Source organism: Streptomyces sp. NPDC005791 (assembly GCF_042871485.1).
Lineage (GTDB): Bacteria > Actinomycetota > Actinomycetes > Streptomycetales > Streptomycetaceae > Streptomyces.
Genome location: NZ_JBIAIP010000027.1, coordinates 1 through 25,329, shown reverse-complemented (window position 1 = coordinate 25,329; position 25,329 = coordinate 1). Strand labels below are relative to the sequence as shown.

27 protein-coding genes and 4 pseudogenes are annotated in these 25,329 nt (G+C 67.7%); 14 read left to right on the top strand and 17 right to left on the bottom strand.

All coding sequences use genetic code 11. The features are described from left to right. Positions 1-353 precede the first annotated feature (353 nt). Positions 354-947, top strand: coding sequence for a hypothetical protein (locus ACFYSH_RS32600; RefSeq protein WP_388757312.1), 594 nt, complete (start codon positions 354-356; stop codon positions 945-947). A 257-nt stretch (positions 948-1,204) separates the two neighbouring features. Here ACFYSH_RS32600 and ACFYSH_RS32595 read toward each other — a convergent pair whose 3' ends face one another. The 3 genes from ACFYSH_RS32595 to ACFYSH_RS32585 all read right to left on the bottom strand — a co-directional run bounded on the left by ACFYSH_RS32595 (position 1,205) and on the right by ACFYSH_RS32585 (position 4,778). After that, positions 1,205-2,155, bottom strand: a complete 951-nt coding sequence (locus ACFYSH_RS32595; protein WP_388757309.1) for a hypothetical protein — start codon at positions 2,153-2,155, stop codon at positions 1,205-1,207. A 545-nt stretch (positions 2,156-2,700) separates the two neighbouring features. Next, a complete protein-coding gene (locus ACFYSH_RS32590; RefSeq protein ID WP_388757307.1) occupies positions 2,701-3,555 on the bottom strand; it encodes an alpha/beta hydrolase in 855 nt (284 codons plus the stop codon). Beyond that, complete coding sequence (locus ACFYSH_RS32585) at positions 3,552-4,778, bottom strand: amidohydrolase family protein (protein WP_388757304.1); 1,227 nt, start codon at positions 4,776-4,778, stop codon at positions 3,552-3,554. Before ACFYSH_RS32585 ends, ACFYSH_RS32590 begins: the two co-directional genes overlap by 4 nt. Positions 4,779-4,823: 45 nt before the next feature. On the opposite strand from ACFYSH_RS32585, the gene ACFYSH_RS32580 reads away from it, so the two are divergent. The 3 genes and pseudogenes from ACFYSH_RS32580 to ACFYSH_RS32570 form a co-directional block, all read left to right on the top strand. Further along, the gene (locus ACFYSH_RS32580; RefSeq protein WP_388757302.1) at positions 4,824-5,429 is read left to right on the top strand and encodes a TetR/AcrR family transcriptional regulator; all 606 of its coding nucleotides are present in this window, start codon (positions 4,824-4,826) and stop codon (positions 5,427-5,429) included. A gap of 324 nt (positions 5,430-5,753) precedes the next feature. Then, on the top strand, positions 5,754-6,608 hold the full coding sequence (locus ACFYSH_RS32575) for a hypothetical protein (protein ID WP_388757300.1): 855 nt from the start codon (positions 5,754-5,756) through the stop codon (positions 6,606-6,608). 246 nt (positions 6,609-6,854) lie between these two features. Next, a pseudogene (locus ACFYSH_RS32570) lies at positions 6,855-7,169 on the top strand (site-specific integrase); the annotation flags it as partial. Positions 7,170-7,213: 44 nt separating this feature from the next. On the opposite strand, the gene ACFYSH_RS32565 reads toward ACFYSH_RS32570, so the two are convergent. Then, positions 7,214-7,903: a recombinase family protein gene (locus tag ACFYSH_RS32565; RefSeq protein ID WP_388757297.1), complete on the bottom strand. Its 690-nt coding sequence runs from the start codon at positions 7,901-7,903 to the stop codon at positions 7,214-7,216. Between the two features lie 232 nt (positions 7,904-8,135). On the opposite strand from ACFYSH_RS32565, the gene ACFYSH_RS32560 reads away from it, so the two are divergent. Together ACFYSH_RS32560 and ACFYSH_RS32555 are read left to right on the top strand one after the other, a co-directional pair. Then, positions 8,136-8,801 carry an ArsR/SmtB family transcription factor gene (locus ACFYSH_RS32560; RefSeq protein WP_388757294.1) on the top strand — a complete coding sequence of 222 codons (666 nt, stop codon included), beginning with the start codon at positions 8,136-8,138 and terminating at the stop codon, positions 8,799-8,801. Continuing rightward, entirely contained in the window at positions 8,798-10,135 is a 1,338-nt protein-coding gene (locus tag ACFYSH_RS32555; protein WP_388757291.1) for an MFS transporter, read from the top strand. The genes ACFYSH_RS32560 and ACFYSH_RS32555 overlap by 4 nt, the downstream gene beginning before the upstream one ends. Before the next feature lie 73 nt (positions 10,136-10,208). On the opposite strand, the gene ACFYSH_RS32550 is transcribed toward ACFYSH_RS32555, so the two are convergent. Further along, positions 10,209-12,728, bottom strand: coding sequence for a Tn3 family transposase (locus ACFYSH_RS32550; RefSeq protein ID WP_388757288.1), 2,520 nt, complete (start codon positions 12,726-12,728; stop codon positions 10,209-10,211). 26 nt (positions 12,729-12,754) lie between these two features. Beyond that, positions 12,755-13,243, bottom strand: coding sequence for a DUF4158 domain-containing protein (locus tag ACFYSH_RS32545; RefSeq protein ID WP_388757285.1), 489 nt, complete (start codon positions 13,241-13,243; stop codon positions 12,755-12,757). 126 nt (positions 13,244-13,369) lie between these two features. Between ACFYSH_RS32545 and ACFYSH_RS32540 the strand changes: the two are divergent. Then, positions 13,370-13,780, top strand: a pseudogene (locus ACFYSH_RS32540) (site-specific integrase); the annotation flags it as partial. Between the two features lie 36 nt (positions 13,781-13,816). Here ACFYSH_RS32540 and ACFYSH_RS32535 read toward each other — a convergent pair. Both ACFYSH_RS32535 and ACFYSH_RS32530 read right to left on the bottom strand, forming a co-directional pair. Further along, positions 13,817-14,689, bottom strand: a complete 873-nt coding sequence (locus ACFYSH_RS32535; protein ID WP_388757282.1) for an NmrA family NAD(P)-binding protein — start codon at positions 14,687-14,689, stop codon at positions 13,817-13,819. Between the two features lie 59 nt (positions 14,690-14,748). Next, positions 14,749-15,324 carry a TetR/AcrR family transcriptional regulator gene (locus ACFYSH_RS32530; protein WP_388757279.1) on the bottom strand — a complete coding sequence of 192 codons (576 nt, stop codon included), beginning with the start codon at positions 15,322-15,324 and terminating at the stop codon, positions 14,749-14,751. Between the two features lie 715 nt (positions 15,325-16,039). On the opposite strand from ACFYSH_RS32530, the gene ACFYSH_RS32525 reads away from it, so the two are divergent. Together ACFYSH_RS32525 and ACFYSH_RS32520 are read left to right on the top strand one after the other, a co-directional pair. Beyond that, the gene (locus ACFYSH_RS32525; RefSeq protein WP_388757276.1) at positions 16,040-16,393 is read left to right on the top strand and encodes a hypothetical protein; all 354 of its coding nucleotides are present in this window, start codon (positions 16,040-16,042) and stop codon (positions 16,391-16,393) included. Between the two features lie 102 nt (positions 16,394-16,495). Next, positions 16,496-16,642, top strand: a pseudogene (locus ACFYSH_RS32520) (DUF6420 family protein); the annotation flags it as partial. A gap of 167 nt (positions 16,643-16,809) precedes the next feature. Here the strand turns inward: ACFYSH_RS32520 and ACFYSH_RS32515 are convergent. Further along, positions 16,810-17,268: an NUDIX domain-containing protein gene (locus ACFYSH_RS32515; protein WP_388757273.1), complete on the bottom strand. Its 459-nt coding sequence runs from the start codon at positions 17,266-17,268 to the stop codon at positions 16,810-16,812. 14 nt (positions 17,269-17,282) lie between these two features. Further along, positions 17,283-17,498: a hypothetical protein gene (locus ACFYSH_RS32510; RefSeq protein WP_388757270.1), complete on the bottom strand. Its 216-nt coding sequence runs from the start codon at positions 17,496-17,498 to the stop codon at positions 17,283-17,285. 63 nt (positions 17,499-17,561) lie between these two features. Here ACFYSH_RS32510 and ACFYSH_RS32505 point away from each other — a divergent pair, with 63 nt between their 5' ends. After that, on the top strand, positions 17,562-17,819 hold the full coding sequence (locus ACFYSH_RS32505; protein ID WP_388757268.1) for a hypothetical protein: 258 nt from the start codon (positions 17,562-17,564) through the stop codon (positions 17,817-17,819). 109 nt (positions 17,820-17,928) lie between these two features. On the opposite strand, the gene ACFYSH_RS32500 is transcribed toward ACFYSH_RS32505, so the two are convergent. Further along, positions 17,929-18,546: an ABATE domain-containing protein gene (locus tag ACFYSH_RS32500; RefSeq protein ID WP_388757265.1), complete on the bottom strand. Its 618-nt coding sequence runs from the start codon at positions 18,544-18,546 to the stop codon at positions 17,929-17,931. 84 nt (positions 18,547-18,630) lie between these two features. Between ACFYSH_RS32500 and ACFYSH_RS32495 the strand changes: the two genes are divergently transcribed. Both ACFYSH_RS32495 and ACFYSH_RS32490 read left to right on the top strand, forming a co-directional pair. Then, positions 18,631-19,422 carry an MBL fold metallo-hydrolase gene (locus ACFYSH_RS32495; RefSeq protein ID WP_388757262.1) on the top strand — a complete coding sequence of 264 codons (792 nt, stop codon included), beginning with the start codon at positions 18,631-18,633 and terminating at the stop codon, positions 19,420-19,422. 133 nt (positions 19,423-19,555) lie between these two features. Next, the gene (locus ACFYSH_RS32490) at positions 19,556-19,774 is read left to right on the top strand and encodes a nuclear transport factor 2 family protein (protein WP_388757259.1); all 219 of its coding nucleotides are present in this window, start codon (positions 19,556-19,558) and stop codon (positions 19,772-19,774) included. A gap of 305 nt (positions 19,775-20,079) precedes the next feature. Here ACFYSH_RS32490 and ACFYSH_RS32485 read toward each other — a convergent pair. The 3 genes and pseudogenes from ACFYSH_RS32485 to ACFYSH_RS32475 all read right to left on the bottom strand — a co-directional run. Further along, positions 20,080-20,717 (bottom strand): annotated as a pseudogene (locus tag ACFYSH_RS32485) (DUF4158 domain-containing protein); the annotation flags it as partial. A gap of 200 nt (positions 20,718-20,917) precedes the next feature. Next, on the bottom strand, positions 20,918-21,424 hold the full coding sequence (locus tag ACFYSH_RS32480) for a hypothetical protein (RefSeq protein WP_388757256.1): 507 nt from the start codon (positions 21,422-21,424) through the stop codon (positions 20,918-20,920). 46 nt (positions 21,425-21,470) lie between these two features. Next, positions 21,471-21,932, bottom strand: coding sequence for a hypothetical protein (locus tag ACFYSH_RS32475; protein WP_388757253.1), 462 nt, complete (start codon positions 21,930-21,932; stop codon positions 21,471-21,473). A gap of 67 nt (positions 21,933-21,999) precedes the next feature. On the opposite strand from ACFYSH_RS32475, the gene ACFYSH_RS32470 reads away from it, so the two are divergent. Together ACFYSH_RS32470 and ACFYSH_RS32465 are read left to right on the top strand one after the other, a co-directional pair. Next, positions 22,000-22,281, top strand: coding sequence for a nucleic acid/nucleotide deaminase domain-containing protein (locus ACFYSH_RS32470; protein ID WP_388757358.1), 282 nt, complete (start codon positions 22,000-22,002; stop codon positions 22,279-22,281). 14 nt (positions 22,282-22,295) lie between these two features. Continuing rightward, positions 22,296-22,844, top strand: coding sequence for an SUKH-4 family immunity protein (locus ACFYSH_RS32465; RefSeq protein ID WP_388757250.1), 549 nt, complete (start codon positions 22,296-22,298; stop codon positions 22,842-22,844). Between the two features lie 296 nt (positions 22,845-23,140). Here the strand turns inward: ACFYSH_RS32465 and ACFYSH_RS32460 are convergent, their stop codons facing one another. From ACFYSH_RS32460 to ACFYSH_RS32450, 3 genes are all read right to left on the bottom strand, one after another. Further along, positions 23,141-23,791 (bottom strand): hypothetical protein, encoded by a 651-nt coding sequence (locus ACFYSH_RS32460; protein ID WP_388757247.1) that lies wholly within the window; start codon positions 23,789-23,791, stop codon positions 23,141-23,143. A 487-nt stretch (positions 23,792-24,278) separates the two neighbouring features. Further along, on the bottom strand, positions 24,279-24,896 hold the full coding sequence (locus ACFYSH_RS32455) for a hypothetical protein (RefSeq protein WP_388757244.1): 618 nt from the start codon (positions 24,894-24,896) through the stop codon (positions 24,279-24,281). Next, entirely contained in the window at positions 24,845-25,204 is a 360-nt protein-coding gene (locus ACFYSH_RS32450; protein WP_388757241.1) for a recombinase family protein, read from the bottom strand. Before ACFYSH_RS32450 ends, ACFYSH_RS32455 begins: the two co-directional genes overlap by 52 nt. Positions 25,205-25,329: the final 125 nt, after the last annotated feature.

The following is a 25,329-nucleotide window of genomic DNA, read 5'->3' as shown; positions in this document are numbered from 1 at the left end:
CCTCGTGACCGCCGCTCGGCGGCCCTTCTCCTGGAACGATAGGGAGCGAGAGCCGAGGGACGTAAGTGCGCACTGTCGGTGCGCAAGTATCTTACAGCGAGGAACTAGCCCGCGCGAGAACGCTCCGAGTGCCGTAGAACCGGCTCATCTACAGCATCTGACGACCAGTTTCCTCTTTTTTGGCGCGACTGTCTCTGAAGGGGCTTAAGGAAAGGGGTGACTTGAGGGCGCAGCCTACCTTCGCCGCGACGCGCCGATGCAGGTGCCGCAGGCTCCCCACCGCGCGAGGAGGGGACAGTGGGGACAGTGGGTGCGGGGCCGCGGTGTCGGTGCTCCGCGCGATGATGGAGCGCGTGGACTACAGCCTTGTGATTGCCGCCGCCCAGGCCGCCGGCCCCTGCCCGCCCGGTGAGGAAGCTGCGTGGGGCCGCCGCGTGCAGACGCTCACCGTGGACCTGCACATGATTGCCAAGCAGGCGGCGCAGGACGTCGACCGGCTGGAGAGCGCCAAGACGTTCGTCGCCTTCCTGGAGAGGGTCGAGGTCGAGGAGACCAGCCGCCGCGGTCTGCTGACCCTGCGTCCGCCGTCCGGCGACGCGGAGACAATCCGCACCGATCAGGAGGAGACCGACCGCGGCCGTCAGCTGATCGAGCGGGCCCGCTCCCTCGTCGGGAGGTGGGTGCTGGTCTACCGGTACAACGAGGAGAAGACCGGCAACCGGCAGCACAACGTACGCATGCTCGCGCACCTCGTGGATGTCGGTGACGGGGCGATCTCCGTCAACATGGCGAAGAAGGTCCTCCTGGACGACGCCGACGGCGTCGTCGCACGCGCCCAGGGAGCGTGGGAGAGCGCCGGCCTCCCGGACACCGGCACGGTGAGCGTGGAACAGCTGCAGAAGGCGCGCGCGGCACTCGGTCTTGGGGACCAACAGAACAGCCGGTGACGCCAAGCACGTGATCTTGCCGCCGTCAGCTACAGCTCGAAAGGCAGCTGCCATATCCAGTGCGGTATGTCCCTGGGCCGGGCGTCCCGCTCAATCAAAGCGTGAGGTCAGCGCACGTTCTGACATCGCCGCGGGCGCGTGAACAAGGCGCCTCGCCCAGGATGCCGGTATCGGCCGCACCGGACGGATTTCTCCAGCACCCCTGGGCCGGCGGCCGAGGCCGGCGGCCGAGGCCGGCGAGAACGAAGGCTCCCTGGTCACTGGAAGCTGAGCTGGTGCGGGTGAGCCGGATCGGTCGGGCAGGTGTGTACGCGCATCAGGCCGCGCCCGAGGTAGACCTCGGTCGGGTTGGTCGCGTACGGGTCTTGGCCGTCCCGGTCCTCGATCGGCAGCCAGCTGCGTGAGGCACCGTCGCACTCCCACATGTCCACGGTGAGCAGGGGCGGCATCGCTGCCCCGCACACCTCGCAGTCGACCGGAGCAGGGTCGGTCAGGTGCCAAGAAGCAAAGCCGCCGACCTTCCAGCCAGGGGCGATCGACAGAGCGCTCATGTAGTTGATCTCCTCGGGCTCGGCAGCTTCGGCTGCGGCCATCGCCTCTTCGTACTCCTCATACGTCGCGTAGCTTGCTGGTGGAGCGGAGTTGTATTCGTCCGCATCGTCCTCGTCGAGGAGACCCTCCTCCCACGCGTCGATCTCCTCCTGGAGTTCCTCCTCCAGCAGGCCGAGGTACTCGTGCTCCACGACGCGCTCGGGGTGTACGACGCACATGTTCGGCACGCATTCCTTCCGGCCGACCACCGGCGGCTCGGGCTGTGGCATGAGTACGGCGCCGACATCGGTGGACCGTCGCCATTTCAGTACGACGTCGATGGTGCGGTCGGCGCCGTGTACCTCGAACGGGCACCAGAAGACCTGCAGCAGGTCGTGGTCCTCGGGTCCCACGAGATCCGGGATCTCTCGTGCGTACAGCTGGGCAACGGCCAGCATCGGCAGCGGGGCGTCGTCCCGAAGTTCCGGGATGTGGTTGCCCTCGCTCATGCCCTCGAGCAGGTGCCGTTCCTCCTCTGTCTGCTCCCGCCCGCGGGAATCCTCCAGAATCCTGCGGCTCAGCCGCACGTCGGAGAGCAGGTGGCCCGTGCCCTTCGGGTGGACGGCCGTGCACACCGGCCACGGTTCATCGGCCGGCCAGAGCAAAGGACCCGCCACCGAACTGTCCTGCGTCCCGGGAGAGCCATGACGTGGGTGCAGCCGGGTGGTTGTGCGCCGGTGGGCTGCCAGGGCAGGGAAAACCGCTTCTACGTCGAGGGGACGTGGCGGGGTGGCGCGGGTCATGAGGGAGCCTCTTCCAAGTTCAGTCGGCGGCGAAGTTACACAGCGGTCCGGACACCGGCGGCGGGGTTCTCCAGACTGTGCGTGAGGGGGTAACCCCTGTTCCCGAGGGCTGTGAACTCCAGCCTGATCGGCATCGGGTTGGCCCCCTCATAGATTGGTTTGATGTGGTACTGCACGACTTCTTGATGCTTGTGCACCTGCTTGAAGACCTTCACCTCCACCGGAAGCCGCACCGTGGCGCAGCTGTCAGCCCTTGGCTACCGCGTCAAAGCCGCCAGCCGTCGCGCCGTCGACGTCCCCGGCGCGGAGGCGGTCGCATTTGACTGGTACGAACCCGCCACCCACGCCGCCGCCCTCGACGGAGCCGCGGCCCGGCGGTGGGAAGACATAGGACGAAAGGAGAACTGTGGCGTCCCGGCTCACTGGGCGCGGCAGGTCCTGAGGTAGCTCAGGAAGGATGCCTGCAGCCCGGTCACATGCGTCTCGTGCATGAGTGCGCTGGTGACGGATCCGCCGCGTGAGGTGAGGCGGTGAAGGAACGTGGCTGAGTTCTTCGCGAGATTCTGGTAGACCGCCAGGTCTCCGAGAATCTCCTGCTCGTTGAAGGTCACGTGCAGCTTGGTGTCAGGCAGGATGTCACCGATGGCTTCAAGTCGAGCGAAGACCTGACTGTCCGCATTGACGATGCCGGGGCTGCCCGCGCCGATGCTCTCGAAGAAGGTGCTCTTGGTGAGCCAGGCATAGAGGCTGAAGAGTCCGCCGTAGGAGTAGCCGAAGAGGCCGTGACCGCTGGGGGCTGTGCCGTAGTCGCGTTCGATTCGCGGGTGCAGGTCGTCGGTAAGGAAGTTCAGGAACATGTCCCCGCGGCTGTCGCTCAATTCAGCAAGGTAGGCGTCGGCTTGCTCGCGAGTCGTCACACCCCTTTCGACCCCCATTTCCACCGCATCGACGTACTCCTTCGCGATGGGTTCGCCGGGCGGCACGAGGTCGCGGTTGCGCAACCGCTCCCAGTGCTCGGCTTCCTCGCCCGCGTAGCCCACGCTGACTTGGACGTAGGGCTGAATCGCCTGCATGGGGTCCAGCTGCGTGACGATGAGTGGGGCGGTCAACCCCACGGCCCAGTTGCCGTCGAGCACGTACACGACAGGCGCCGGCGCTGCGGCAGGGGCGTAGTCCGGTGGCGTGGTGACCCAGACGCCGTAGTCGCGCCCACCACTGGAGCGCATCTCGAAGTAGTCGGTGTGGGGGAGGCAGCCCTGCCACATGGTGCTCATCTGAGGTCCTTTACGATTTCGCCGGCCTGGATGACGAGGACGGCGTTGGTGGGGTCGGAGAACAGTTCCGGGTCTTCGAGTGGATTACCGCTCCAGAGAACGAGGTCTGCCTGAGCGCCGGGAGTGATGACACCCACCTGGCCGGACAGACCGAGGATCTCGGCGTTGGTCCGGGTCGCCGCCACGATCGCTTCCATCGGCGTCTCGAGGGCTGCGCGCAGGCCGAGTTCCTTGCCCCGGCGATGCTGGGCCGGACCGATGAGATCGGAACCCAGCCCGATCCGTACCCCTGCGTGCTTGGCGACAGCGAGCGCATGCGCCATCTGCTCGCGTACGCCCTCGACCCGGTCGCGGACCGACTCGGCGAGACCGGCTCCGGCGGTGTCGTGCAGCAGTTGCTCGACGACGGCGAACGTGGGCACGAGGGCAACCTCGCGAGCGGCCATCAGAGCCGCTGTGGATTCGTCGAGGCCGGTGCCGTGCTCGACACAACGCACCCCGGCCTCGACCGCGTGGCGTACGCCCTCGTTGTTGTGCGCGTGGACGGTCACATAGGTGTTCCGCGCCGCAGCTTCCTGAACTGCGACAGCGATCTCTTCCGCGGTGAACTGGGTATCGGACAGTCGATCATGTCCGCCCACCACTCCGCCGGTGACGCAGAGCTTCAGGAAGGAGGCTCCGCGACGGAAGGCTTCGCGGACGTTGTGCCTCAGCTCGTCCGCGTTGCCCGCCATCATCGACAGGGCACACAGGCCCGGGATGTGGTGGCTGCTCCATAGTTCGGTGGGTTCCCATTCGGCTCCGTAGTAGCCGTGCCCACCGATCTGGCACTGAACAGGGCCACACGACAGGACGCGCGGCCCTCTGACCTTGCCCTTCGCGATCGCGGTCACGACACCGCCGTCGATCCCGCCGGTGTCCCGAACGGTGGTGAAGCCGGCGTCGAGCGTCGCGCCGGCTGTGGCGAAGATGTCGGCCGCGATCTCGGCGGCGCTGATCTGAAACGAGAAGTGCGGCTGGATCGGGCTCGACAGGCCCAGGTGGACGTGAGCGTCGATCAGGCCGGGCGTCATCGTCAATCCCTCGGCATCGAGGCGCTCGGCGTGCGCGCTGGAGCCGCCGAGTCGGGTGATGCGGCCGTTCTCGATCGTGAGATCGAGGCTGCTGGGGTCGCGCCCTGATCCGTCGATGACCGTCGCGCCGACCACATGAGCAGGTCCCATCGTCGATCCTCCGCCGTTGCATCCGTCTTTTCCAATGGATAAACTGTGGGAGTGATCCTGTCAACCTCGCAAGGCAGCGGTAGTGCGCGCGACCGACTCCTGGTACGGCTTCTCGACGCCTTCGGCGAGACCCTTCCCCCGCCGGAGATGTCGCTCCGTGAGATCGCCGCCCGAATCGATACCAGCCACGCCCTGTTGCGCTACCACTTCGGGTCGCTCCCGGGCGTCCTGGCCGCCGTGCTCACGGCCCAGCGCTCCCGTGACAACGAGGCACTTCTGGAGGCCGCCCAACAGGGCACCTTCGACGATTTCGTCGTGGCGATCTGGCGTACTTACACCCGGCCGGAGCAGCTGTCGCGTGTCCGCGGCTTCTTCTACGTCGTCGGCCTGGCCGCGTACGCACCCGAGAACTTCCGTGGGTTTGTGGAGTCGATCGACGACCTGACCGAGATGCTGTCCTCACTCGCGGAACGCGAAGGGCTCGACGTGAAGGAAGCGCGGGAGGCGGCCACCGTCACCATTGCCGCGATTCGCGGCCTCCTCCTGCAGGAACTCCTCAGTCCCGGAACCCGCTCGGAGGACGCGGTCACCTTGATCTTGCGCATGTGCGGGAGCCGACCCGCTCCAGGACGTGAGGCGAAGGCGAGATAGCCGAGCATCGCCGGGACTACATAGACCAGGGTGGTGACCGACTGCGCTCACGGGGCCTTCCATAGCGCCGCTGGGGCAGCAAGCTGCTGCCGGACGGGCGCCGACCAATCAGTCGATATAACAGCAAGAAGCCACAGGCGCCCAGCGGAGGAGCCGGGGCCCGTTTCGGGGAGCGGGGTGGGGCGTGATGACCGTATCGGACCGTGACGTTGCGATTCGGTTCGACACGGACCGATACGAAAGCCGCAGCAGATGGGGGAGATCTGTTGTGCAGCTTCTTGCTGTTATACAGTATGTCCAGAACTGGATCCGTACGCTGAGAGCATGTCGCACACCCGCAGCACGCACCCGGCCGATGCGCGTGCCGCGATCGGCCACTTCCTCGACGCTCTGGAAGCCCGCGGGCACGTACACGAGACGCGACGGCTGCGTGCGCACTTCCTCAACGAGTATCTGGACCACGTCCTGGGCGAGGCGAAGACCACCACGCTCGGCGTCGACGAGCTCATGGACGTCGCCCCAGCCGAGGCCTGGCTCGCGGCCGCGGCCGCCGGCCTGACCCGTCGACGCAACACCCTCACAGGGCCCGACGCCGCCGCCGCCGGCAACAGCCAGCGCGTCCGCGTCCAGACGTGGAACTCCTTCGCCGAATATCTCGGCCTCCCCCTACGGCTCGAGACGCCCCCCGCCACACACGGCGACTGGCTGGAGCCCGAGGAGTGCCACAGGCTGCTGCGCACCCTCGCGGTCAAGCGCCCTGTCGGCTCCAACGCCGCGACCGCCATCCGCACCGCCGCGGTCGCCGCGGTCGTCGCCGCCACCGGCCGCTCCGTACCGGACCTCCACCGCCTGGACGTCGCCCATGTCGACCTCGAGCACCGGCCCATGCCCCGGCTCAGCCTGGACACCGGCCCCCACCCTCTCGACAAGGACACCACCGACATCCTGCGCCGCTGGCTCGACGTCCGCGCCGGCATCACCCGCCAGCTCGAAGGCAGCGACCCCGGTTACCTCTGGATCCCCACGAAACCCGGCCGGCCCCGCGGCGGCGAGGAGCCACCCAAACCCGGACTGACCCGGGCCGCCGTACGCACCCTGCACTCCGCCCACCGCAACCTCGTCCTCCAGGTCTTCGGCGCACCACTGCGCCCCGGCGCGCTGGTGCTGTCTCACCCCTGACAGCGCTGATCGAGCGCTCCGACCGCGTTTCTGGCCGTCGTCGCAGTCGAGCCAAGAAGGGGGTTGAGGAACATCCGTGTCAGATCGTGCGCTAAGGACCTGTCGGCCCTGGTGGGCGGCTGACGGGGCGTCGTTTCTGAGGTCGGTCTGAAGATGTTCCGCAGATAACGCCCTATTATCTGCGGGAGCCAGGTTCGTCACCTGCCCCTGCGGTCACGTTCTCCGGGCCGCACATGAAGCGGCCCTTGGCTGGGCTGGTGCGCGTCGTACGGCTACGACGGCCCGGCGGTCCCGGCCTGGACGAAGCGGCTGGCGGTGCCGGACTCCGAGACTCCGGCCCGCTCGAAGATGGCCGTGGACCGGCTCATCGCCCGGCGCGAGGTCCACCTGCGGGAGAAGACGCTGTGGCGGATGCCCTACGAGAGCGCCGGACGGTCCGAGGAGATCCTCGGAGTGAACATCGAGGACCTCGACCTCGCCGCCCGCCGCTGCCCGGTCAAGGCCAAGGGCGCCCGGAGCAAAACCCGCCGCCGCGGGCAGGCACGCGAGGACTTCGTACTGGGGGTGCCGGTAAGAATGCTGTCACCAGCCGCAAACGGCGGTGATCATTCCTCGGACCTGGTGGGTTGGGGCAGTTCCGGCGTGCTCGTCGCCTCAGCGAGTGCGAGGCGACCGCCCTTCAGCTCGGGCACGTAGTTGTAGATCGTGTTCCTGGAGACGCCGAGGAGCTTTGCGATCGAGGTGACGGTGTTCTGCGGGCGGGCGAGCAGGTCGCGGGCGTGACGTACCTGTTCCTCCGTCATCGCCGGCGGGCGGCCGAGTCGGGCGCCGCGGGCGCGGGCGGCGTCCAGGCCCTCATTGGTGCCCTGCACGATGAGTTCGCGGATGAACTCCGCGAGCGCCGCGAACACGTGGAAGACCAGGCGCCCGCCGGGCGTGGTCGTGTCGAGCGCCTCGTGCAGCGAGGTGAAGCCGACGCCACGCTTGCGCAGGCCGGACACGATCGCGATGAGGTCCTGGATGGAACGGCCGAGCCGGTCCAGCGACGGGACGACGAGGGTGTCGCCCTCGCGCAGGTAGTCGAGGGCCTTCCACAGTTCCTCGCGTTCGGCGTTCTTGCCGGACTTCTTGTCGGAGAAGATCCGGATGCAGCCCGCTGTGTTGAGTGCGTGGATCTGCCGGTCGAGCAACTGCCCCTTGGTGGACACGCGTGCGTATCCCACGAGGCTGCCAATCCGTACGGCCGGAACGGGTGCGAGGAGATCAGCGGTGTCGTCGTCCTGGGGTGGCTGCACCCGCCAGATCGTACAGAAAACGGTGCTCGTCAAGTTCTTGAGCACATCGACTTTCTGACACCGTTTTATGGGCATGATCCGGTGTCGATCCGGCCGCGCATCGCCGCCTATCGATCTTGCTTATCAACCGGTCGATAGATGAGCAGTGCCGCCTTGCAGGCGAGCCGAATCGCGAAGACTTCTTCGCGAATATCTCTTTGCGAAGAAGTCTTTGCGGTCTACCGTGTGGCGTATGGCTGATGCAGTGAAGAGGCCGGATGGCCTGAACGTTGAAGAGGACTCGGTTGTCCTGGATGCCAAGGGGCTCCGTGCCCTGGCGCATCCGGTGCGCGTGCAGTTGGTCGGGCTACTGCGGAAGTACGGCCCGTCGACAGCCACCCGCCTCGCGGAGCGGCTGGGTGTGAATTCCGGTACGGCCAGCTACCACCTCCGGCAGCTCGGCGCGGCCGGCTTCGTCGAGGAGGACACTGAACGCGGCAACGCGCGAGAGCGCTGGTGGCGTTCGGTACACCGGACGACCTGGTTCAACGATCCGGAGCTGGCCGAGCGAGAGCCCGAGGCCGTACTGGCCTATCAGCAGTCCGTCGCCGCCATCTACACCCTGCGCACGCAGCAGACCCTGAACGAGTTGCAGACGATGCCCCGCGCATGGCGCAACACCTTCGACATGAGCGACTGGGCCTTGCGGCTCACGCCCGAGGAAGCCGCCGCCCTGTACCGGGAGCTGGCGGAAGTCGTCGCGCGCTACCGGCGGGACGCGCCGGAGACGGCGGTAAGTGCCCCCGAGGGAGCCGAACGGGTCGCCGTGATCACGCAGATCCTGCCCGAACTGGACGCGCCTGCCGCGTCGGCGCCCCCTTCCGGTCCTCAGGAAGAGGAAGGAAACCCGACGTCATGACTGACGATGCCTCGGAGGCCCGCGGCATACCTGGCAAGAGGTCCTTATGGCCGCTGGGTGGGGTGCTGGCGGCCATGGCTGTGTCGCTTACCGGCACGCGCATCTCCGTTGTGGCACTGCCCTGGTTCGTCCTCGTCACGACCGGCAGCGCCACCCAGACCGGCCTCGTCGCCTTCTGCGAGATGACTCCCTACGTGGTGGTCAAGGCGTTCACCGGACCGCTGGTGGACCGGATCGGCCCGCGAGCCGTTTCCTGGACCACCGATCTGGCCAGCGCCACCGCCGCAGCTGCGGTGCCCCTGCTCCACGCCCTGGACCTGCTCTCCTTTCCCCTTCTTCTGGTTCTGGTTGCACTGATCGGCGCGGCCCGGGGCCCCGGCGACCTGGCCAAGGAGGTGATGGTCCCAGAGGCGGCTGAGCGCGGCCGAGTACCGCTGGAGCGCGCCACCGGTCTGTCCGGCGTGATCGAGCGGCTCGCCTCTACCGTCGGCCTGGCGATCGGCGGATCCCTGGTGGCGCTGCTCGGCCCCCTGACCGCGCTCGCCGTCAACGCGGGCTGCTTCGCCCTCGGGTCGGTGATCATCAAACTTGCGCTGTCGCGCGACATGGGGCACACGGCCGAGGAAGTCCCCTCGGCGGCCGGGAAGACGGAACCGGGCTACTGGCGGCGGTTCGGCGAGGGCTTCACCTTCCTGCGCGGCGAGCCGCTGCTGCTCACCGTCATCGTCATGGTGGGGATCACCAACCTGCTGGATGCGGCGTTCGTCTCGGTGCTCGTGCCCGTCTGGGCCAAGGAGTCCGGCAACGGGCCGGCCGCGATCGGCCTGATGGGCAGCGTAATGGGAGCCGCGGGAGTCGGCGGGAGCCTGATCGCCGCACTGGTCGCGCACCGGCTGCGGCGGCGGGTGGTGGTTCTCACCGGGTTCCTGCTGGCCGGGGCACCGAGGTTCATGGTCCTCGCATTCGATGCCCCGCTGGGGGTAGTCCTGGCCGTCTTCGCGGTCACCGGGTTCGGCGCCGGCTTCGTCAACCCAGTGCTGGGGGCCGTCCTCGTCGAGCGGGTGCCGCGCCGGATGCTGGGCCGGGTCAACGCGCTCGGAGACTCGCTGGCCTGGGCCGGTATCCCACTCGGCGGGCTGCTCGCCGGGGCGGCGGTGACCACTGCCGGACTCGTGCCGGTGCTGCTCACCTGCGGGGCCGCGTACTTCCTCACCACGAATCTGGCTGGACTGCGGCCGGAATGGCGCGAGATAGACCGAACGCGCGGGCGGGCCGTCGTGAAGCCGCATTCCAAGGAAGACGCCTCACCAGACAGCGCGAACGCCGCGACCTGACGCTTACCGGGAGGGAGGCGGATCATCTGGCTTCCTTCTTCCTCCCACCGCTTCTTCTGACCTCGCTTGCGCTTCACGCACGCTCAGATGAATGCTGGCCGACGGCGTCCGCCGGAACTCGGGGGCCCGGAAGTTTGACCGCAGCAAGGTCGAGGCGGGCGTCCATGTCGAGGTTAACCTCTCCGTACGGACGCACGTGCGACCAGAACAGCGGGGTCAGGCCACGCCGATCGGCGGGCGTGAGGAGCTCGGCCCACTCCGGTTCGCCGAGGACGTCTTGAAGCATCAGGGTGTTCACGTAGACCAGGGCCGATTGCAGAATCCGCAGGCACAGCACGAACATCTCCTGCTCGTCGCGCCGGTTCGAGGCGATCTCCCCGCCCTTGCCGTAGGCGATCACAGAGTTCGCACCGTTGGAGGACTCCATTACGTTCAGCCCCTCCTCGATCTCCCGCTGGAGGTCCCGTAGCCGCAGGTAGCGGGCCACGAAGATGGTCTTCTGCGCGCGGCCGACCTCCAGCATCGCCGCATAGGTGGGGTGGGAGGCGTTGCGGGTGAAGCGCCGAAGGATCGCCTCGGTGGACGCGGTGCGGGTCCGGATCGCGGTGGCGTACTTGATCATCTGGTCGTACTGCTGGGCGATGAGTTCCCAGCGGATCGGGCGGGTCAGTGCCGGGGTCAGCTGCGGGTAGGCGTCCGGCTCGCCGGCCACCGGCCGGTACAGCTTCACCTTGTTGATCCGCTTGATCCTCGGCAGTAGGTCGAAGTTCAGCAGCCTCGTGATGCCGAACCCGATTTCCGACTGGCCATGACTGTCTGTGTAGTTGGCCTCGACATCCATGGTGGTGCCGTGCCGCATGGCGCCCTCGATCATTGCGGCGACCTCGGAGGCGGTGCAGTTGATCAGCTGGGAGTGGATAGCCAGGGACTTCTTCTCCACGTGCCAGTAGATGAGCACGCCCCGGCCGCCGTAGCGCGAGTGCCACTCGGTGAAGAGGTTCTGGTCGTAGGCGCGCACGTGGGTGGAGTCGGAGGCGACTGCTGTCGAGCCCTGGCCCCACAGCTCGGTGCTACGGGCGGCGAAGGTGGCGTTCGCGATCTGGACGGCGATGGCGCGGGCTGCCTCCGCCGACAGGTACCGGCGACGTACGTAGCGCAGCTCGTCCTCGGTGTGGCCGTGGCCGCCGGACGCCACGGCCTTGATCCCGGTGTTCGTGCCGTACGCGTAGATGACCAGCAGCAGCCGTTCGGCAAGCACCTCCGGCGAGAGGCTGCCGCCGCCGGAAACGGAGGTGACCGCGTCCAGGCAGCCGGTCCGCAGGACCGCTTCCTTCAGCATGTCGACGAGCGGCACGATGCCCCACCGCCTCTGTACCTCGGCCTTGATCCTGCGCAGGTTGCGCGGCTCGGGCTGGGCCTCGGCCGCCGTCAGCCGGATCGCCCCGGACTTCCGCTCGGCGATGTCCAGCCAGGACAGCTTGGGCATCTTGTCGTTGAGCAGGGCCAGCTCGGCCGTCATCTGCTCGCGCAGCTCGTCGACGAACACCGCGGCATCCAGCGGTTTACGCAGCTCCCGGTAGTTCTCCGCCCGCCTCGCCTCGAAGTCCTGCGGCAGATCCTCATCTGGGTTGCGCCACTTGTCGGCGCCGACCACCCAGATCTCCTTGCACTTGAGCTGATCGCGCAGGGCCTGGAAGGCGACAACCTCGTAGACCATGCGCACCACCCGGCGCCGGCCCCGCTTGTCTGCACGGTGCACGACCTCCGCCCAGTCCCCGCCCATTGCCTTGTGGACCGGCACCGACTCGCCCAGCGGGTAGTACGTCGTGTTCCCCGCGTTCGCGTACCTCGCCACCAGCGCCAGAGCCTCGATCACCGGCCGGTGGGCGTGATTGCTGGAACGGAACTCCAGCACGTCCAGCAGCCTGATCAGCCCGCGCCGGTAGTGGTTGGTGTACGACGCCTTCAGCGTGGTCTGCACCGTGCGCCGGTAGACCGGCCCACGGGTCTTGAACTCGTGCACCAGCTCCCGCAGCGTCGCCTCACCCCCGGACACCGCCGGGAACACGACCTGGCGGACCGTCCCCTCCGGGGTGCCGAGCGACGCCTCGGCGAGCTTGAAGAGGATGTTCTCCTTGCCCGATACCTTCTTGAACGCGTTAATGAGCTGTTCGGTGACCTTCTTCTCCGCCCGCGCCCCGATCCGGTGCACCGTGGAGATCAGCAGCTCCACCAGCGTGTCCGTGATCTCCCGCTCCCGCTCGTGCAGCAGCGCAGCCAGCAAGGTCACTCGCAGCGCCACCGGGTGCGTCCGCAGATGGGAAGGCGACTCCACCGCGGCCCGCGCTCGCCAGCCCGTCACGACCTTCGGCGCGACATCGACGAACAGATCCCGTGGCAGACCGATCGCCCGCACCGCCAGGAGCTTGTCGATCTCAGTGAGCATCGTCTCCAGGCTCACGTTGCCCGGCGCTTCCTTGACCTTCGCCAGCACCGGTGGCGCGTCCTCGCCCTCCGTACCACCGCGCTCGGGTCCGGCGTCGTCCTGGTCTGCGCCGGCCACCAGAGCCACGATCCGCTCAATGCTCTCCACGGTCAGCCGCGAGGAGACCAGGGCAGTCAGTGACTCCTCGGCCGACGCAAAGCGGCCCCCACGATCCGGTCGCACCGGCCCGAGGTGGGCGGCTCGATGCTCTCCTCGCGACAGCGCACCAGCAGTTCCACCCGGACCTGCTCGGGCCTGCGCTCCTTGTGCGCGACGTGCTCGGCCAGATACGCCGTCAGCTTCTCCGCGTCCGCGACGCTGCACTCACGGAAACCGAGGTGCTCCCGGATCTGCGCGCGGTGGTACTCGACCGTGCGGCCCGTCCAGTCGTAGGACTCCAGTTCCAAGGCGGGAACCTGTACCTGACGGGCGACGAACTCCACGGCCTCACCGGGCAGCTCTGCCCGGTTCCGAGGAAACCGGCCGTACTGCGTGTAGAACTTCAGCAGCACGGCGAAGCCCAGTCGCGTCGCACCACGCTTGCCGGACACGAGCGTCTGCTCGTCCTTCAGCAGCGTCCAGTGCTCGACGAGTTCGTCCAGGTCCAGCGGAGTACGGGCCACGATCGACGATCGTCCCCGCAGAGCTTCACCCACCGCAGCCGTACGGCCCAGGACTCACCCACACGGGTGACGCCCTCCCAAGATCATCGCCGTTTGCGGCTGGTGACAGCATTCTTACCGGCACCCCTACTGGAGACCGTCTACTGGGACGCCGGCACCGCCCGGCTCCTGCCCCGTCTGCTGCGGGGCCGCACCCGCGGCCCGGTGTTCGTGACCCACCGCCGTCCCGGCCCGGGGAAGGTCGTCAGCCCGCGCGACGTGTGCCCGGACACCGGCCTGGCCCGCCTCTCCTACGGCCAGGCCCGTGCCCTCCTCGATGAGCACACCGCCGTACGCGGGCCGGGAACCGGCTGGGACCTGCACGAGTACCGCCACAGCGCCCTGACCCACCTCGGCGAGCAAGGCGCCTCCCTGCTGATGCTGATGGCGAAGTCCCGGCACAAGAAACCGGAGAACGTCCGCCGCTACTTCAAGCCCTCCCACGAGGCGCTCTCCGAGCTGACCAGTCTTCTGGCTCCGGGCGACGTCCGCCGCTGAACGGCACCGGTACGTATGGCACCGGATCGTCCGGACTCAGGCCGTTGGACCGAGGTTCTCCCGCGCCCACTCCTCCACTGTGGTTCCGGGACGCCCCAGAACGGTCTGGACGTCGTCGTGGACGACGGCCTCAAATCCCATGTTGCCGAGCACTGTCTGGCGCATCGTCGCGACAGCACTCTCCATGTAAAGGCGATCGGCGGCTGAAGGGACTGAGCTCACGTACGCCGCCAGGTCGTCGGGGCCCGACACAGAGCACGTGATCTCGGTTCCCAGCACCTCGCTGAGGGTCTTGGCGACCTGCGGACCTGTGGCCATTTCCGTGCTCAGCCAGTAGTTCTTGCCTCCGTGTTCGTCTGGTCCTTCACGCAGCACCGCAGCTGCGACCGCGGCGATGTCGGCGGCGCACACCCACCCGCGTGCGCTCTCCTGCCAGGGGACGTTGAACGAGCCGGTCTCGGCGACCGTGGCCAGCACCGTGTCGGTGATGACGTTGGGGTGCAGGTGCGTCCATGCGAGCCCGCTGGCCTCGATGTAGGTCTCGATGAGCTCATGCCAGCTGTAGTGGGGAATCCTGTGGCGGCCGGCGCTGAAGACGCCGAGGTGGACGATATGGGCCACCCCGGCCTGCGCGGCGGCGTCGACGAACATCTTGCTCTGGTGGAGCATGTCCGCGGTGTACCCGGTCAGGAGGAAGACCCGGTCAACCCCGTCCAGCGCCTCGGCGAAGTGCTCGGGCCGGTCCAGATCCAGCAGGACGGCTTCGCGCCCCTGGGCGTGCCACTGCTCGGCGACCTCGGCGCGCCGTGTCGCTAGGCGGACTTCAAGTCCCTCGTGGTCCTTGTCCAGCTCGTTGACCAGCTGCGATCCGACTGTTCCGGACGCGCCGATGATCAGGGTCGTTGCCATGGTGGATGCCTTTCAGTTCTGCGGGCGTAACACCGCCCCGCCGGCGCGGCGGGGCGGGTTCAGGCCGCGGTCGCGTTCTTGGTGAGCGCGTCCATGAGGAGTTCGACGAGCCGGTGGGCCTGCTCCCTGGTGCTGTGCTGTGCCGAGGCGGCGGCGCTGCCCACCAGGAGCAGTGCGTCGCCCGGGGTGATGTCGGCGCGCAGGGAGCCGTCCCGGGCTCCGGAGTCGATCAGGGTGGTGACGGCGTCGTTCAGGAGGGTGTGCGTATGGGCGTAGGGGTCGGCGTCGGAGGCGAGGGCGGCGTTCAGGGCCGCGCACATGTTGCTGTTGGCCATCGCGTGGTCCAGGAAGTGTTCCAGCCACGCCCGGGTGGCCTCGGCGCCGGTGTGCCGGGCGACGAGGGCGCCTGCCTTCTCACACACGAGGGTGATCTGCCGCGTATGGGCGGCAACGAGGAGGGCTTCACGTGTCGGAAAGTGTCGGTAGAGGGTGCCGACCCCGACGCCCGCCTGCTTGGCGATGGCGGCCGGCGTGGCCTCCGGGCCCTGCTCGGCGAAGGCGCGCGCGGCGATCTCCAGCAGTCGCTCGCGATTGTGCAGCGCATCGCTCCTGGTCCTGCGGGGGGCGGTGGGCATGCGGCATCCTCCTTCGATCGCCCCGACTCATTTTCCGGAACGCATTCCGTTTAACACATTAAACGGAATGCGTTCCGGAAAAACTGTACACCCCGGCACCCGGAGGGTGCTGCGTGTGCGATTCGGGCAGGTGTGAGCTTTGCGGCCCCTGGCCGGGTTCACGCACCCGCGGTAGCCCTGTCCGGCCAGCCGATCCTGCGGCGAGCACGGCCAGGCGCCCCACCTCGTCCACGACGTGGTTGCAGCCCCGCCCGCACAGCACCGCCGCCTCTCGGCTGCGCGGGAAGCCGGATGTCCCGGGGTACCCGAGAGCTGTGGGTGAACTGGCGCAGTTCGTAGTCCCGCTCCTCGCCTCCGAGCGATCGGCCTCTGCGTGCCGGCGCCTACTCCTCGACAGGTACGCGGGGGTCGCGCAGGGGCCGCAGGCCGCCGACGACGAGTGAGCGCGGGGCCGACCGGGGAAGGCCGCACCGCGCCCTCCTCGGTCGGCCCGCATGTGACACCGGCGCCATCAGCCGCGCGGTGGACTGGACATGCCCGTTCCGTCGGTGCGGATGCCGGCCAGGAGGAAGGCGAGGTGCTGGCGGTACTTGTCGGGTGAGGTGTCCCGGGTTGCGTCTGCAGTCGCCGGCACCACGAAAAGGCGCGTCGTGACATCGGAATTTCCCAAGCCGGTCACGCGGCCGCCACCAACATGTATAGGAAGAAAATAGCCATGAACCTCTTCACGCCATGGTCGATCGGGAGCATCTCCCTCCGAAATCGCATCGTGATGGCACCGCTGACTCGCGCCCGCGCGAGCGATGACGGCGTCCCCTCGCCGCACGCGGCAACCTATTACAGCCAACGCAGCGGTGCGGGGCTCATCGTCGCTGAAGCCACGAACATCAGCCCGCAGGCGAAGGGATTCGTCAATACGCCCGGCATCTACACGCGCGAGCAGATCGAGGGCTGGAAGCCGGTCACGAAGGCGGTGCACGACAACGGCTCCAAGATTTTCCTCCAGCTCTGGCACACCTCCAGTCCGGTTGCTCGACCACCTTCAGGGAGTAGCGCATGCCGTTTCTGACCCAGCTCATGTCCATGGCGTCACGGTAGGGGCGCTCTGCCGCACCGCGAGGCGGAACCGGGTGCTCTCTCTGATGCCTTCGGCTGATCCGCCCAGTGCGTTGAGGAGAAGGATGCTGCATTCCGGCGGCTCGCGCTGGCCGTCGAGGGCTACTGCGTCCACGCCGGTTACCGTCACCGTCCCGCGTTCTACGGGTTGGACCTCCTACTACGCCGAAGCCCTGCCACCGGGGGCGAGACGGAAGCGTGAGCGATACCGCCAAGGTCCCGAAGACCCGGTACCTGCCGTAGAGAACCGATCGGTTACTGGACATTCTCTTCCGACGGGCAGTCAGCTGCCATGCTGAGCACGGCCGTGGGACTGGTAAGTCCGCATGTTGAGGTGTCGCGTATTCAGCGACTGGGGCCGACCTTTGGTTACTGGCTGTCGCCACTGGCGGTGGTCCAGCGCGGGTCGATGTGGCCCAGCCATGCGTCTTGGTCGTCCGCCAGTGGTTGCTCCAGAGGGAGGGGGAGGAACCGGCAGGTGAAGATAAGGCCAGCGTCATCTCCGTCGCCCTTGACGCGGTGGTTCCACGCATCTCGGGTTTCTGCTGATGCCTGCACAGAGAAGAAGGTGGTTCGTCGTGGCTGACCGGTGTCGGGATGGGGCTTGCTCTCCACGGCAATCTGTCGGACGACCGTGGCTGTCAGCAGCCCGGTCTCCTCGGCGACCTCTCGAAGGACCGCTTCCTCCAGATCTTCGCCTGATTTGACTCCCCCCGCTGGGACTTGGGTGCCGGCCTCGGGCATGCCGGTGTGGTCGAAGACCAGAACTTCGGGGACGGCGCGGTTCCGGATGACGTATGCGGCGACACGGATTCTGGGTCGGGTCATCCCGGCATTGTCAGTCATCTGCGCCGTTCATGGTCGCCAGGGGCGTATCGGCTCCAGGTTCCGCCGGCTTCGGTGACCAGGCGAGTGGCGGTCTTGGCGTGGTAACCGAGGGCCTTCGCGATGACGGGGGCCGGGGCCTGGAGGACGAGTTGTCGGATCGCGGAGGTCCTGCCGCGTTGCGGAGGGACGCCGATCTTCCGCAGGTGGACTTGGAGGCTGACCGGGTTCATCGGCTGTCCGGGCTGGCGGCCGGGGAAGAGCCACTGTGAGCTTCTGCTGCTGGCGTAGGGCAGGTGCCGGCAGGACTGGATGTATGCCCGTATGAGGTCAGCGACGGGTTCCGGAAGCGGAGACGGCGGGTCTCCCAGCCGGACGGTGACCGTGGTGCCGTCGTCGAGGACGTCATCGACGGTGAGGCGGACGATGCGGGTGACGGGTTGGGCGTAGAGGAGGACGAGCGCGGCGGCGACCCGGGCCCGCAGGGGCAGGGAGCCGTCGTTGAGAACCCGCCGGAGAATGGCGAGTCGGCGGTGCTGATGTCGGAGCGGTGATCTTCAGTAATCAAGCGCCCTGCTGCCGGTCGACAACCGGAAGCAGCCTGCTGAAGGTGTTTCGCGTGGCCACCGGGCGGCCCGCAAGAGGGCCCTGAGGGTTGGTACGTCAGCCCGAGGCGCCGCTGCGCCGGGCGTAGGCGCGGGCGGCACGGACACGGTCGCCGCAGCGGGTGGAGCACCAGTGGCGCCGGCCGTGGGTGCGCAGGAGGAACCGGTCACAGGGGGTCGATCCGCAGGCGGCGAGGATGTCGGCGTCGGGGCCGGTGAGTAGGTCGGCGGCGTCGGCGGCGAGGGTCGCCAGTGCGTGGTTGACGGCCTGGTCGGTGGGGTGCGCCTGGACGCGGCGCAGCCCCTGGGCCCCGTCCCAGGCGAGGAGGGGGGCGGTGGGCACGGCCGTGAGGGCCTCGTTCACCGCGCGCAGGGATTCCTCGGGCGGGGTGGTGGTGTCGACGCGGGCGGCGAACAGGGCGCGGATGTGGTCGCGCAGCGTGCGCATCCGCTGTGCGCACACCTCGTAGAGCTGCACGTTTGGGGTGGTCAGGTCGTGGGCGGCGAGCCAGCGCATGGCGGATTCCGGGGCTGCGAGCAGGTCGTAGCTCTGGCTGGCGGGCAGGGTGGCGGCGGTGTCGGCGAAGTCCAGGGAGCGGTACCGGTCGGCACCCGGGGCCGGAGGCAGAGCGGTCGGTGCCACGTCGGTGGCCAGGATGTCGTCCATACCTCTCATGGTAGCGCTTGCATTTTTCCGTGATGCCTGCCTAGCCTGGTATCACGTTAACCGAAGGTTTTTTTCGTGAGAAACGGAGATGTGATGTCCCAGCTCAACGCCAGCCAGTTCCCGATCCGCACGTTCGGCGGTCCGACCGCCCTGTTCGAGTACGGCGGCCTGCGCTTCCTGACCGACCCGACCTTCGACGGCCCCGGCAACTACCCCGCGCCCGGTGGCCCGACCCTGACCAAGACCGCCTCCTCCACCACTACCCCTGCCGACCTCGGCTCCATCGACGTGGTCCTGCTCTCCCACGACGAGCACGCCGACAATCTCGACACCTCCGGCCGTGCCCTGCTCGCCGACGTCCCCCTCACCCTCACCACCCCAGGCGGCGGCAAGCGCCTCGGGGCGAAGGCCAAGGGCCTGGCCGACTGGGAGTCGACCGAGCTGGAGCGCCCGGGCGGCGGCACCATCACGGTGACCGCAGTTCCCGCCATCCACGGCCCCGGCGCGCGTGAGGAGATCGAGCCCTTCACCGGCCAGGTCGTCGGCTTCGTCCTGACGGGCGAGGGCCTGCCGACGGTCTACGTCAGCGGCGACAACGCCTCGCTCGACGCGGTCAGGGAGATCGCCGACCGCTTCGCCCCGATCGACACCGCCCTCCTGTTCGCCGGAGCGCCCCGCTTCCCCATGCTCTTCGACGGCCGACCGGTCGTCCTGGACAGCGCCCAGGCCGCCGAGGCCACCCGGATTCTTGACGCCCGCCGTGTCGTCCCGGTCCACCACGACAGCTGGGCCCACTTCACCGAGGGCCGCGACGAGCTGGAGGCCGCCTTCGCCGCCACGGGCCTGACCGACCGCCTGGACCAGGACTGGGCGCAGCGCGCCTGAGCCCGGACCACCCCTCAGGAACCCAGAGCTCGTGCCGGGGCCGGGACCCGCAGCACCCCGAGCCCCGACCCCGGCACGACCCTTCGCGGCGTCCCCTGCGCCGTGCCAGAACGACAGAGAAGGACCCGATCGCATGTCCACCGGAACCAACGCCGGCCTCGTGCACCGCTTCTACCAGGCCCTTCAGCAGGGCGACTACGACACGCTCATCGGCATGTTCCACCCGGACTTCGTCTTCTACCCCCAGATCGACAGCCCCCGGCCCGGCGCCGCAGGGTTCATCGACGCGGAGAAGAAGCACGTCGACGCCTTCCCCGGCATCCGCCTGACGGTTCTCGACACCGTCGCCTAAGCCGACAAGGTCGGCGCCTACGTCGTGGTCGAAGGAGACCAGGGCGGCGACTACTACGGCATCCCCCACGCGGAGCGCACGTACGGTTTTCCATGTTCAACCTGTTCACGTTCAAGGACGGGAAGATCATCGAGAAGCGGGCCCACTACAACCTGGCCGACATCAAGGACCAGCTCACGGCCGACCCCGCCGCCTGACGACACGGGCCTCGACAGGGCCACGCCCTGCACCTCTCCACCGCCGCCCACCGACGGCACCCGCCTGGAGCGAAACGCTCCCACCCAGACCACGATCCGGGCCCCGGCGTCCGAGAACCGACCGCCCTCCGGCGTCACCAGCGTGGCCACCAGGTCCCCGGGCAGCGCCACGTCCGCCCGGTGCGCGGCTCTGTCGACCGTGGCGTGCAGCCGCCTCTCCGCGACCGCCCGGACCTCCGACACCTTCCGGGCCAGCACGCTCACCCCCGGGCAGCAGCACACGGTGCCGGCGCAGCCAGCCCACCGCCTGGTTGAACAGGGCCACCGGCCCCTCGGCGTGCGTCCACGCCCGCCCGTGCAGGAACGTACGGAACCGCCGGGACCACTCCGCGTCCTCGTACTCGTACGCGTCCCGGATCTCCCACGCGTGCTCGTACGCCGTCGGCTTGCGCTCGGTGTACTGCTTCACGCAGCTGACGTCCTTGATGCCGAGCTGTTCCCCGAGGTACTCCACCACCGCCCACGGAACGTCCAGCGGGTCGTCCGGGAGGAACCGGCCGATGTAGCGCACGGTGCACATCTGGAGAGCGAACCCGAGCCGGTTGTGATCACCGCGCTGCTTCGCGACCAGCTTGCGGTCCACGTCGTCGAGGAAGAAGAACCGCTCCAGCTCCGGCCGGGTCGGCTCCTCGTTGAACTTCCCGTACGACAGCCGCCTGCTCGTCAGTCAAGAACTCCACTGGCATGGACCTGACGCTAACGACCCCGCAGCCGCTCAACGATCTTCCGCCGAACCCCGGCGCCAGACCGATCACCTGTGCTAGACGCCCATGATCACTGGCTTGGCGTTAACCGCTGTACCGCTGTTCCCCAAGGCCGGCGAGGCCCGCGGGTTCAGGAAAACCGAAGTCTGTTCAGCGGGAACTCGCGGGTCGGTCCGTGTGCATCAGCTGCGCGAATCCGTGGGTTCGGCGGGAACCGTGGGGTGTGCTGCGAGGCGGCGGGCTTCGGCGGTGACCTCGGCATCCGCCTGGTCCACGGTCCTGTCGCCGTATTCGAGGATGTCGTACTCGTCGTCGAGTTCAGCGAGGCTCTCGGTCAGGGGCAGCCCATGTCCGTGGCGCTGGTGAATCCGGAAGGTGAACTCCCGAGGTGTGAGCTCTCCAGTGAGCATGCGGCGTGCGAGGGCTCGGGCGACGGCTTCCTGACCGGCCTCGCTGCCGACCGGATAGAAGGCGAGGCCGAGTTCGTCGAGTGCTTCGGGAAGCAGGTCGTGGACGTCGTAGTCCGCCTCGGCGCGCGTGCAGGCGGCGAGAATCCGAAGGCCGGGGGTGTCGAGTCCGGCGACGAGCGCATCACAGGCGGCATTCACCACGTCGCTCGCGCGGATTTCCCCCATGCTCCAGAGAGCGGCATGGTCCTGGAGAGCGATTGCTGCTGCTTCGGTCGACATCACTCATCCATGATTCCCTTCACGGCACGTCCAGGTCGACCGGATTTCATCGAAGGTGCTGTTCAGCGGCCTGTTCCAGCAGGGCTCGTGCGGAGTCCGCGTAGCGCATCGCGGTCTTCTCGTCGAGCCCGAAGACCTCGGCGAGATGCAGTGGGTCAGGCCCGTGGGTCAGGGCCTCTTCGAGCTGCCGGTCGACACGAAGCCACTCCAAGGTGGCGTCCTGTCCTCGCATCGGAGCACTGATCCAGTGGTTGCTGGCCCGGCTGGTCGTATTGGCGGTCTGGTTGTTGATCAGCAGGTTGAGGTTCGCGGTGCTGGGCCACCGACGGCGCCGGTATTCCAGCCACTCCACCATGAGCTCCAGAGTGAGGTCGTCGAGAGGCCGGGCCCGTCCAGCGATGGTCAGTTGGGCATCTTCGAGGACGACAGCGAACCGTCCTTCGACCTCGCCCACCGGTTCGCCGAGGCCCGCGGCCGAACATGTGGCAGGCGGGGCAGAGCCGTCCACTGAAGTTGCCCCAGGGCCAGGCAGCCAGAGCAGGAACTGGTGGGCTTGACGTAGCCCTCGCGAGTCCATCCTCGTCGGACGCAGTGAAGGAGGGTTCCACTCGGAGAAACAGATCGGCCACCCCTTGCTGCACACCGGAAACGCATCCGGGCTGAAGGAATTTTTCACAGAACGAGAACCCTGCCAAAAGAATCCGCAATGCAACAGATGGATGGATTACTATTTCAAGAAAGACAACCCGGATCTTGAGGTGACACACGCGGCCAATTACGACCAGTTCAGCCCGGGCCAGGGCAAGGAGCGCAAGCAGTATGTCAAGGACCTCACGGAGGCTCACGGGGTGAGTTAGAGTAAGATGTCAACATGAACTCCCCCGTAAGCTACCGCGACCTGACGCAGCTTTATGGGATGGGTGGCGTGGTGCTCTACCCCATTCAGGAACCCAGTTCGCTTCACGCTCCGACCGCACTGTTCCTGGGGTCTGTTGGTCTGCCGAACGACAGGTTCTTCACCTCCCGTGCCGGAATTACGGGATCCGGGCGGGACCCTTACGAATTGGCCCCCCTGTTCGCCCTGAATGACCGCCATTGCCCGGAAGAGTCACAGACTTGGCATGTTCTGGGGTACCTTCCCGCAGCCCTCGTCACCGTCGACCCCTCCTCCGGAACGGTATACATCTTCCCGGAAAGCGCGCGCGAGTACCAGCTCGCACACCGGAACGTTGCGACACTTGTTCATTGCCTGACCGAATTCAGGAAACTCGAGGACGCATACAAGTCGCCCGACCCTGATGTCGAGGATCTGGTCGACACGTTTCGCGAGGCGGTGAACGTATTCGACCCGACTCCACTTATGGACCCCGAGTCTGAATGGAACCGCATGCTCGAGGAAGTACTTGAGGAAATGTGGTAGGAGCTGACCACGCCTCCGGGATACGGGTGTCGCTGCACCTCAGCTGCCGGGGCGCGCCCAGCGCCGAGTGCGCGCAATGCGTGGGCGAGCTCGTCGGCCCGAGGGCTGGCCGCCGTCCGCGTCACGGTGACTACACCGGTGCGCGCGCGGCGGCGTTCTTGGCGAGTACGCCGCCGGCGAGGAGCCTCGTTGTCGGGATAGCCGAGCGCACCGAGCAGAAAGGCAGAGCGGGGCCGCCCTGCCCAAGGACAGAACGACCCCGCCGATGGGGCCGAAGGCCCTGCTTGGAACAACCGTCAGCGCCCTGTGGCCCCCTGAACCGGGAACGCACGCGCCCAGGCGATGAACTCATCCGCTACGGGATAGTCCATCTCCACACCGGCCAGCGTGGCCTCCAGCGCGGCCGGAGGTACCCGGTCGACGTTCAGGAGCACCTCAGCCCAGCCTGGCGGACGCCGGTGACGAAACCCGCTGGATCGCGCCTTCATCTCAGCGCTCAGGGCATCGCGGTCGAGGAACCACCGCATCTGCGGAAACGTGTGTTCACGCAGCATCGCGAGCAGTTCTCCCGCGCACACGTCCGGATCCATGTGGGGCCCGTATGCCCAGTAGCCGCGGGCGGGCATGTCCGCAGCCGGATCCAGAGCGACACCTGCCGGTGGGATCAGGTCCCAATGCAGCATCGCCTCACTCGCGTCCGGGGCCTTGCCCCTGGCCTGATCCCAGTGCTGACGATGGACCCAGACCCGCTGCGGAGCGGGAACGATCGACACCCGCGCGAAGAAGACCTCCCGGCGCAGATCGATCCGGTGCGGATGGAACTCCACCAGCGCACAGTCACCATGTCCCCCGAAAAAGCGGAAGACCTTGGTCCCGTCCGGGACGAGCCCAGCCTCCTTGGCGGCTGGCACGACATGTCGACGCCGCCAGGCCCTCTGCGAGATCATTACCGCCTCCTCCTTCCGACTATCATGCCGAGCATCACCGCCAGATCGGCGGCGACCCGACCCGGATCGTGCCCGGTCCCGCACGGCCGCAACTACCGCAACACATCGCCGTACGCAGCCGTCAGCGACGCAACGGGCCAGCCGCAGGCGTCCGGCCTCGGTCAGCGGTGCATCACGGTGGGGCATGAAGGCCCTTCGGACTGGTGTAGACGTCGCCCACACCGAACCCGGAAGGCCCTCACTCGTTCAAGATCCCAAGACGGTGATCGCTGTCACCGCCCCCAACCTCCGTGGACAGAACACCTAGCCTCGCGCTTTTATGGCGCCAGCTGTCCGAGGCTTGATCAAATAAGCGGAGAGCGCCCCTGACCTGCAACGATGGGACTTGTCTAGGGTCCTGTTGGCTGCACGGAAAGAAGCACTCTTCAGGTGAAGAAGCGTATCTGGCCTCGGGGAACATCGGTACAGCCGTTGGCGCTGAGAAGGATCATGGTCCGGTCGGCGTGAGGATGCTGACGCGGTTCTCGTACTCGCGGCGGGCCTTGCGCTGGGCCGGGACTGCGGGAATGCCGTGGTTGCCGTCGAGTGGCTGGCAGCGGGTGAGGAGTCCGAGGTGCACGGCGGGGGCGGCGCTGACGCGCAGGGTGTAGCCCTGGCCGCGTCGTACGGTCACCCCCTGGTCGAGCGCATCCCGCTCGGCGGGCTCCAATTCGGCGGCACGGAGGAAGTCGGCGACCTTGCCCGGCATGTCCAGGGTCACCGGCAGCTCCGGCGCCGGGGAGTCCTCCTCGATGGCGGCGTGGTCGGGCATGAGGTCGGCGACGGCGGTGCGGATCGCGCCGCGGCTGACGCCGCGGTCGCGGGCGAGAGCGGCGATCGAGCGGCCTTCCAGGTACCCGGTGCGCACGTGGGCGGTCTTCGCGGCCGTCACGGCGGGGCGGCGCCCGCCCTTGCTGCCCTTGGCCTCGGCAGCGCGCAGTCCGTCGTACGTCAGCTCGCGCTGGAGGTCTCGCTGGAGTTCGCCGGCGGCGGTGAGGGTCTGCACCATGAACTTCACGGTGGACAGCAGCTCGCCGGTGCGCGGGTGGCGGGCGGTGAGGTCCATGGCGGAGAACGCCCATCGTGGATGCGCAGGGCGACCTGGTCGCGGTGGAGGACGTCGAGCACGTCGAGGATGTGGCCAGTGCCGCGGACGAGGCGGAACATCTCGGAGATGTGCACGGTATCGCCCGGCCGCGCGTAGGTGAGCAGCTCGCGGAACTTCGGCCGCTGGAGCGGGTGGAGGCGACTGGAGGTCCCCGGGTCCTCCTTGAAGACGACCGGGTCCTCGATCCCCGCCTCGTCCAGGACGAGGTTCTGCCGGACGGTCGACTGCTGGTCGGTCGACACTCGTTTGTAGACCAGGTTCGCCACTCGGGGCCCCTTCCGCACGGAAGAACGGACCCTAGTAGGGCTTGGTCATGTGCGGTCTGTGATGGCGTGTCTTCTTGATCAGTCGTGTCGTTGACCGGGTGTGCTGAGTGAGGAGTTGGCTGCGG

Bases quoted from the DNA above. Each gene is read 5' to 3' on its own strand.
- ACFYSH_RS32575 (WP_388757300.1), top strand. From the start codon at position 5,754: ATGTCGCACACCCGCAGCACGCACCCGGCCGATGCGCGTGCCGCGATC.
- ACFYSH_RS32530 (WP_388757279.1), bottom strand. From the start codon at position 15,324: ATGCCCACCGCCCCCCGCAGGACCAGGAGCGATGCGCTGCACAATCGC.
- ACFYSH_RS32455 (WP_388757244.1), bottom strand. From the start codon at position 24,896: ATGGACCTCACCGCCCGCCACCCGCGCACCGGCGAGCTGCTGTCCACC.
- ACFYSH_RS32535 (WP_388757282.1), bottom strand. From the start codon at position 14,689: ATGGCAACGACCCTGATCATCGGCGCGTCCGGAACAGTCGGATCGCAG.
- ACFYSH_RS32500 (WP_388757265.1), bottom strand. From the start codon at position 18,546: ATGAGAGGTATGGACGACATCCTGGCCACCGACGTGGCACCGACCGCT.
- ACFYSH_RS32510 (WP_388757270.1), bottom strand. From the start codon at position 17,498: ATGAACCCGGTCAGCCTCCAAGTCCACCTGCGGAAGATCGGCGTCCCT.
- ACFYSH_RS32480 (WP_388757256.1), bottom strand. From the start codon at position 21,424: ATGTCGACCGAAGCAGCAGCAATCGCTCTCCAGGACCATGCCGCTCTC.
- ACFYSH_RS32590 (WP_388757307.1), bottom strand. From the start codon at position 3,555: ATGAGCACCATGTGGCAGGGCTGCCTCCCCCACACCGACTACTTCGAG.
- ACFYSH_RS32515 (WP_388757273.1), bottom strand. From the start codon at position 17,268: ATGACCCGACCCAGAATCCGTGTCGCCGCATACGTCATCCGGAACCGC.
- ACFYSH_RS32555 (WP_388757291.1), top strand. From the start codon at position 8,798: ATGACTGACGATGCCTCGGAGGCCCGCGGCATACCTGGCAAGAGGTCC.
- ACFYSH_RS32465 (WP_388757250.1), top strand. From the start codon at position 22,296: ATGAACTCCCCCGTAAGCTACCGCGACCTGACGCAGCTTTATGGGATG.
- ACFYSH_RS32490 (WP_388757259.1), top strand. From the start codon at position 19,556: ATGTCCACCGGAACCAACGCCGGCCTCGTGCACCGCTTCTACCAGGCC.
- ACFYSH_RS32495 (WP_388757262.1), top strand. From the start codon at position 18,631: ATGTCCCAGCTCAACGCCAGCCAGTTCCCGATCCGCACGTTCGGCGGT.
- ACFYSH_RS32560 (WP_388757294.1), top strand. From the start codon at position 8,136: ATGGCTGATGCAGTGAAGAGGCCGGATGGCCTGAACGTTGAAGAGGAC.
- ACFYSH_RS32460 (WP_388757247.1), bottom strand. From the start codon at position 23,791: ATGATCTCGCAGAGGGCCTGGCGGCGTCGACATGTCGTGCCAGCCGCC.
- ACFYSH_RS32585 (WP_388757304.1), bottom strand. From the start codon at position 4,778: ATGGGACCTGCTCATGTGGTCGGCGCGACGGTCATCGACGGATCAGGG.
- ACFYSH_RS32525 (WP_388757276.1), top strand. From the start codon at position 16,040: ATGAACCTCTTCACGCCATGGTCGATCGGGAGCATCTCCCTCCGAAAT.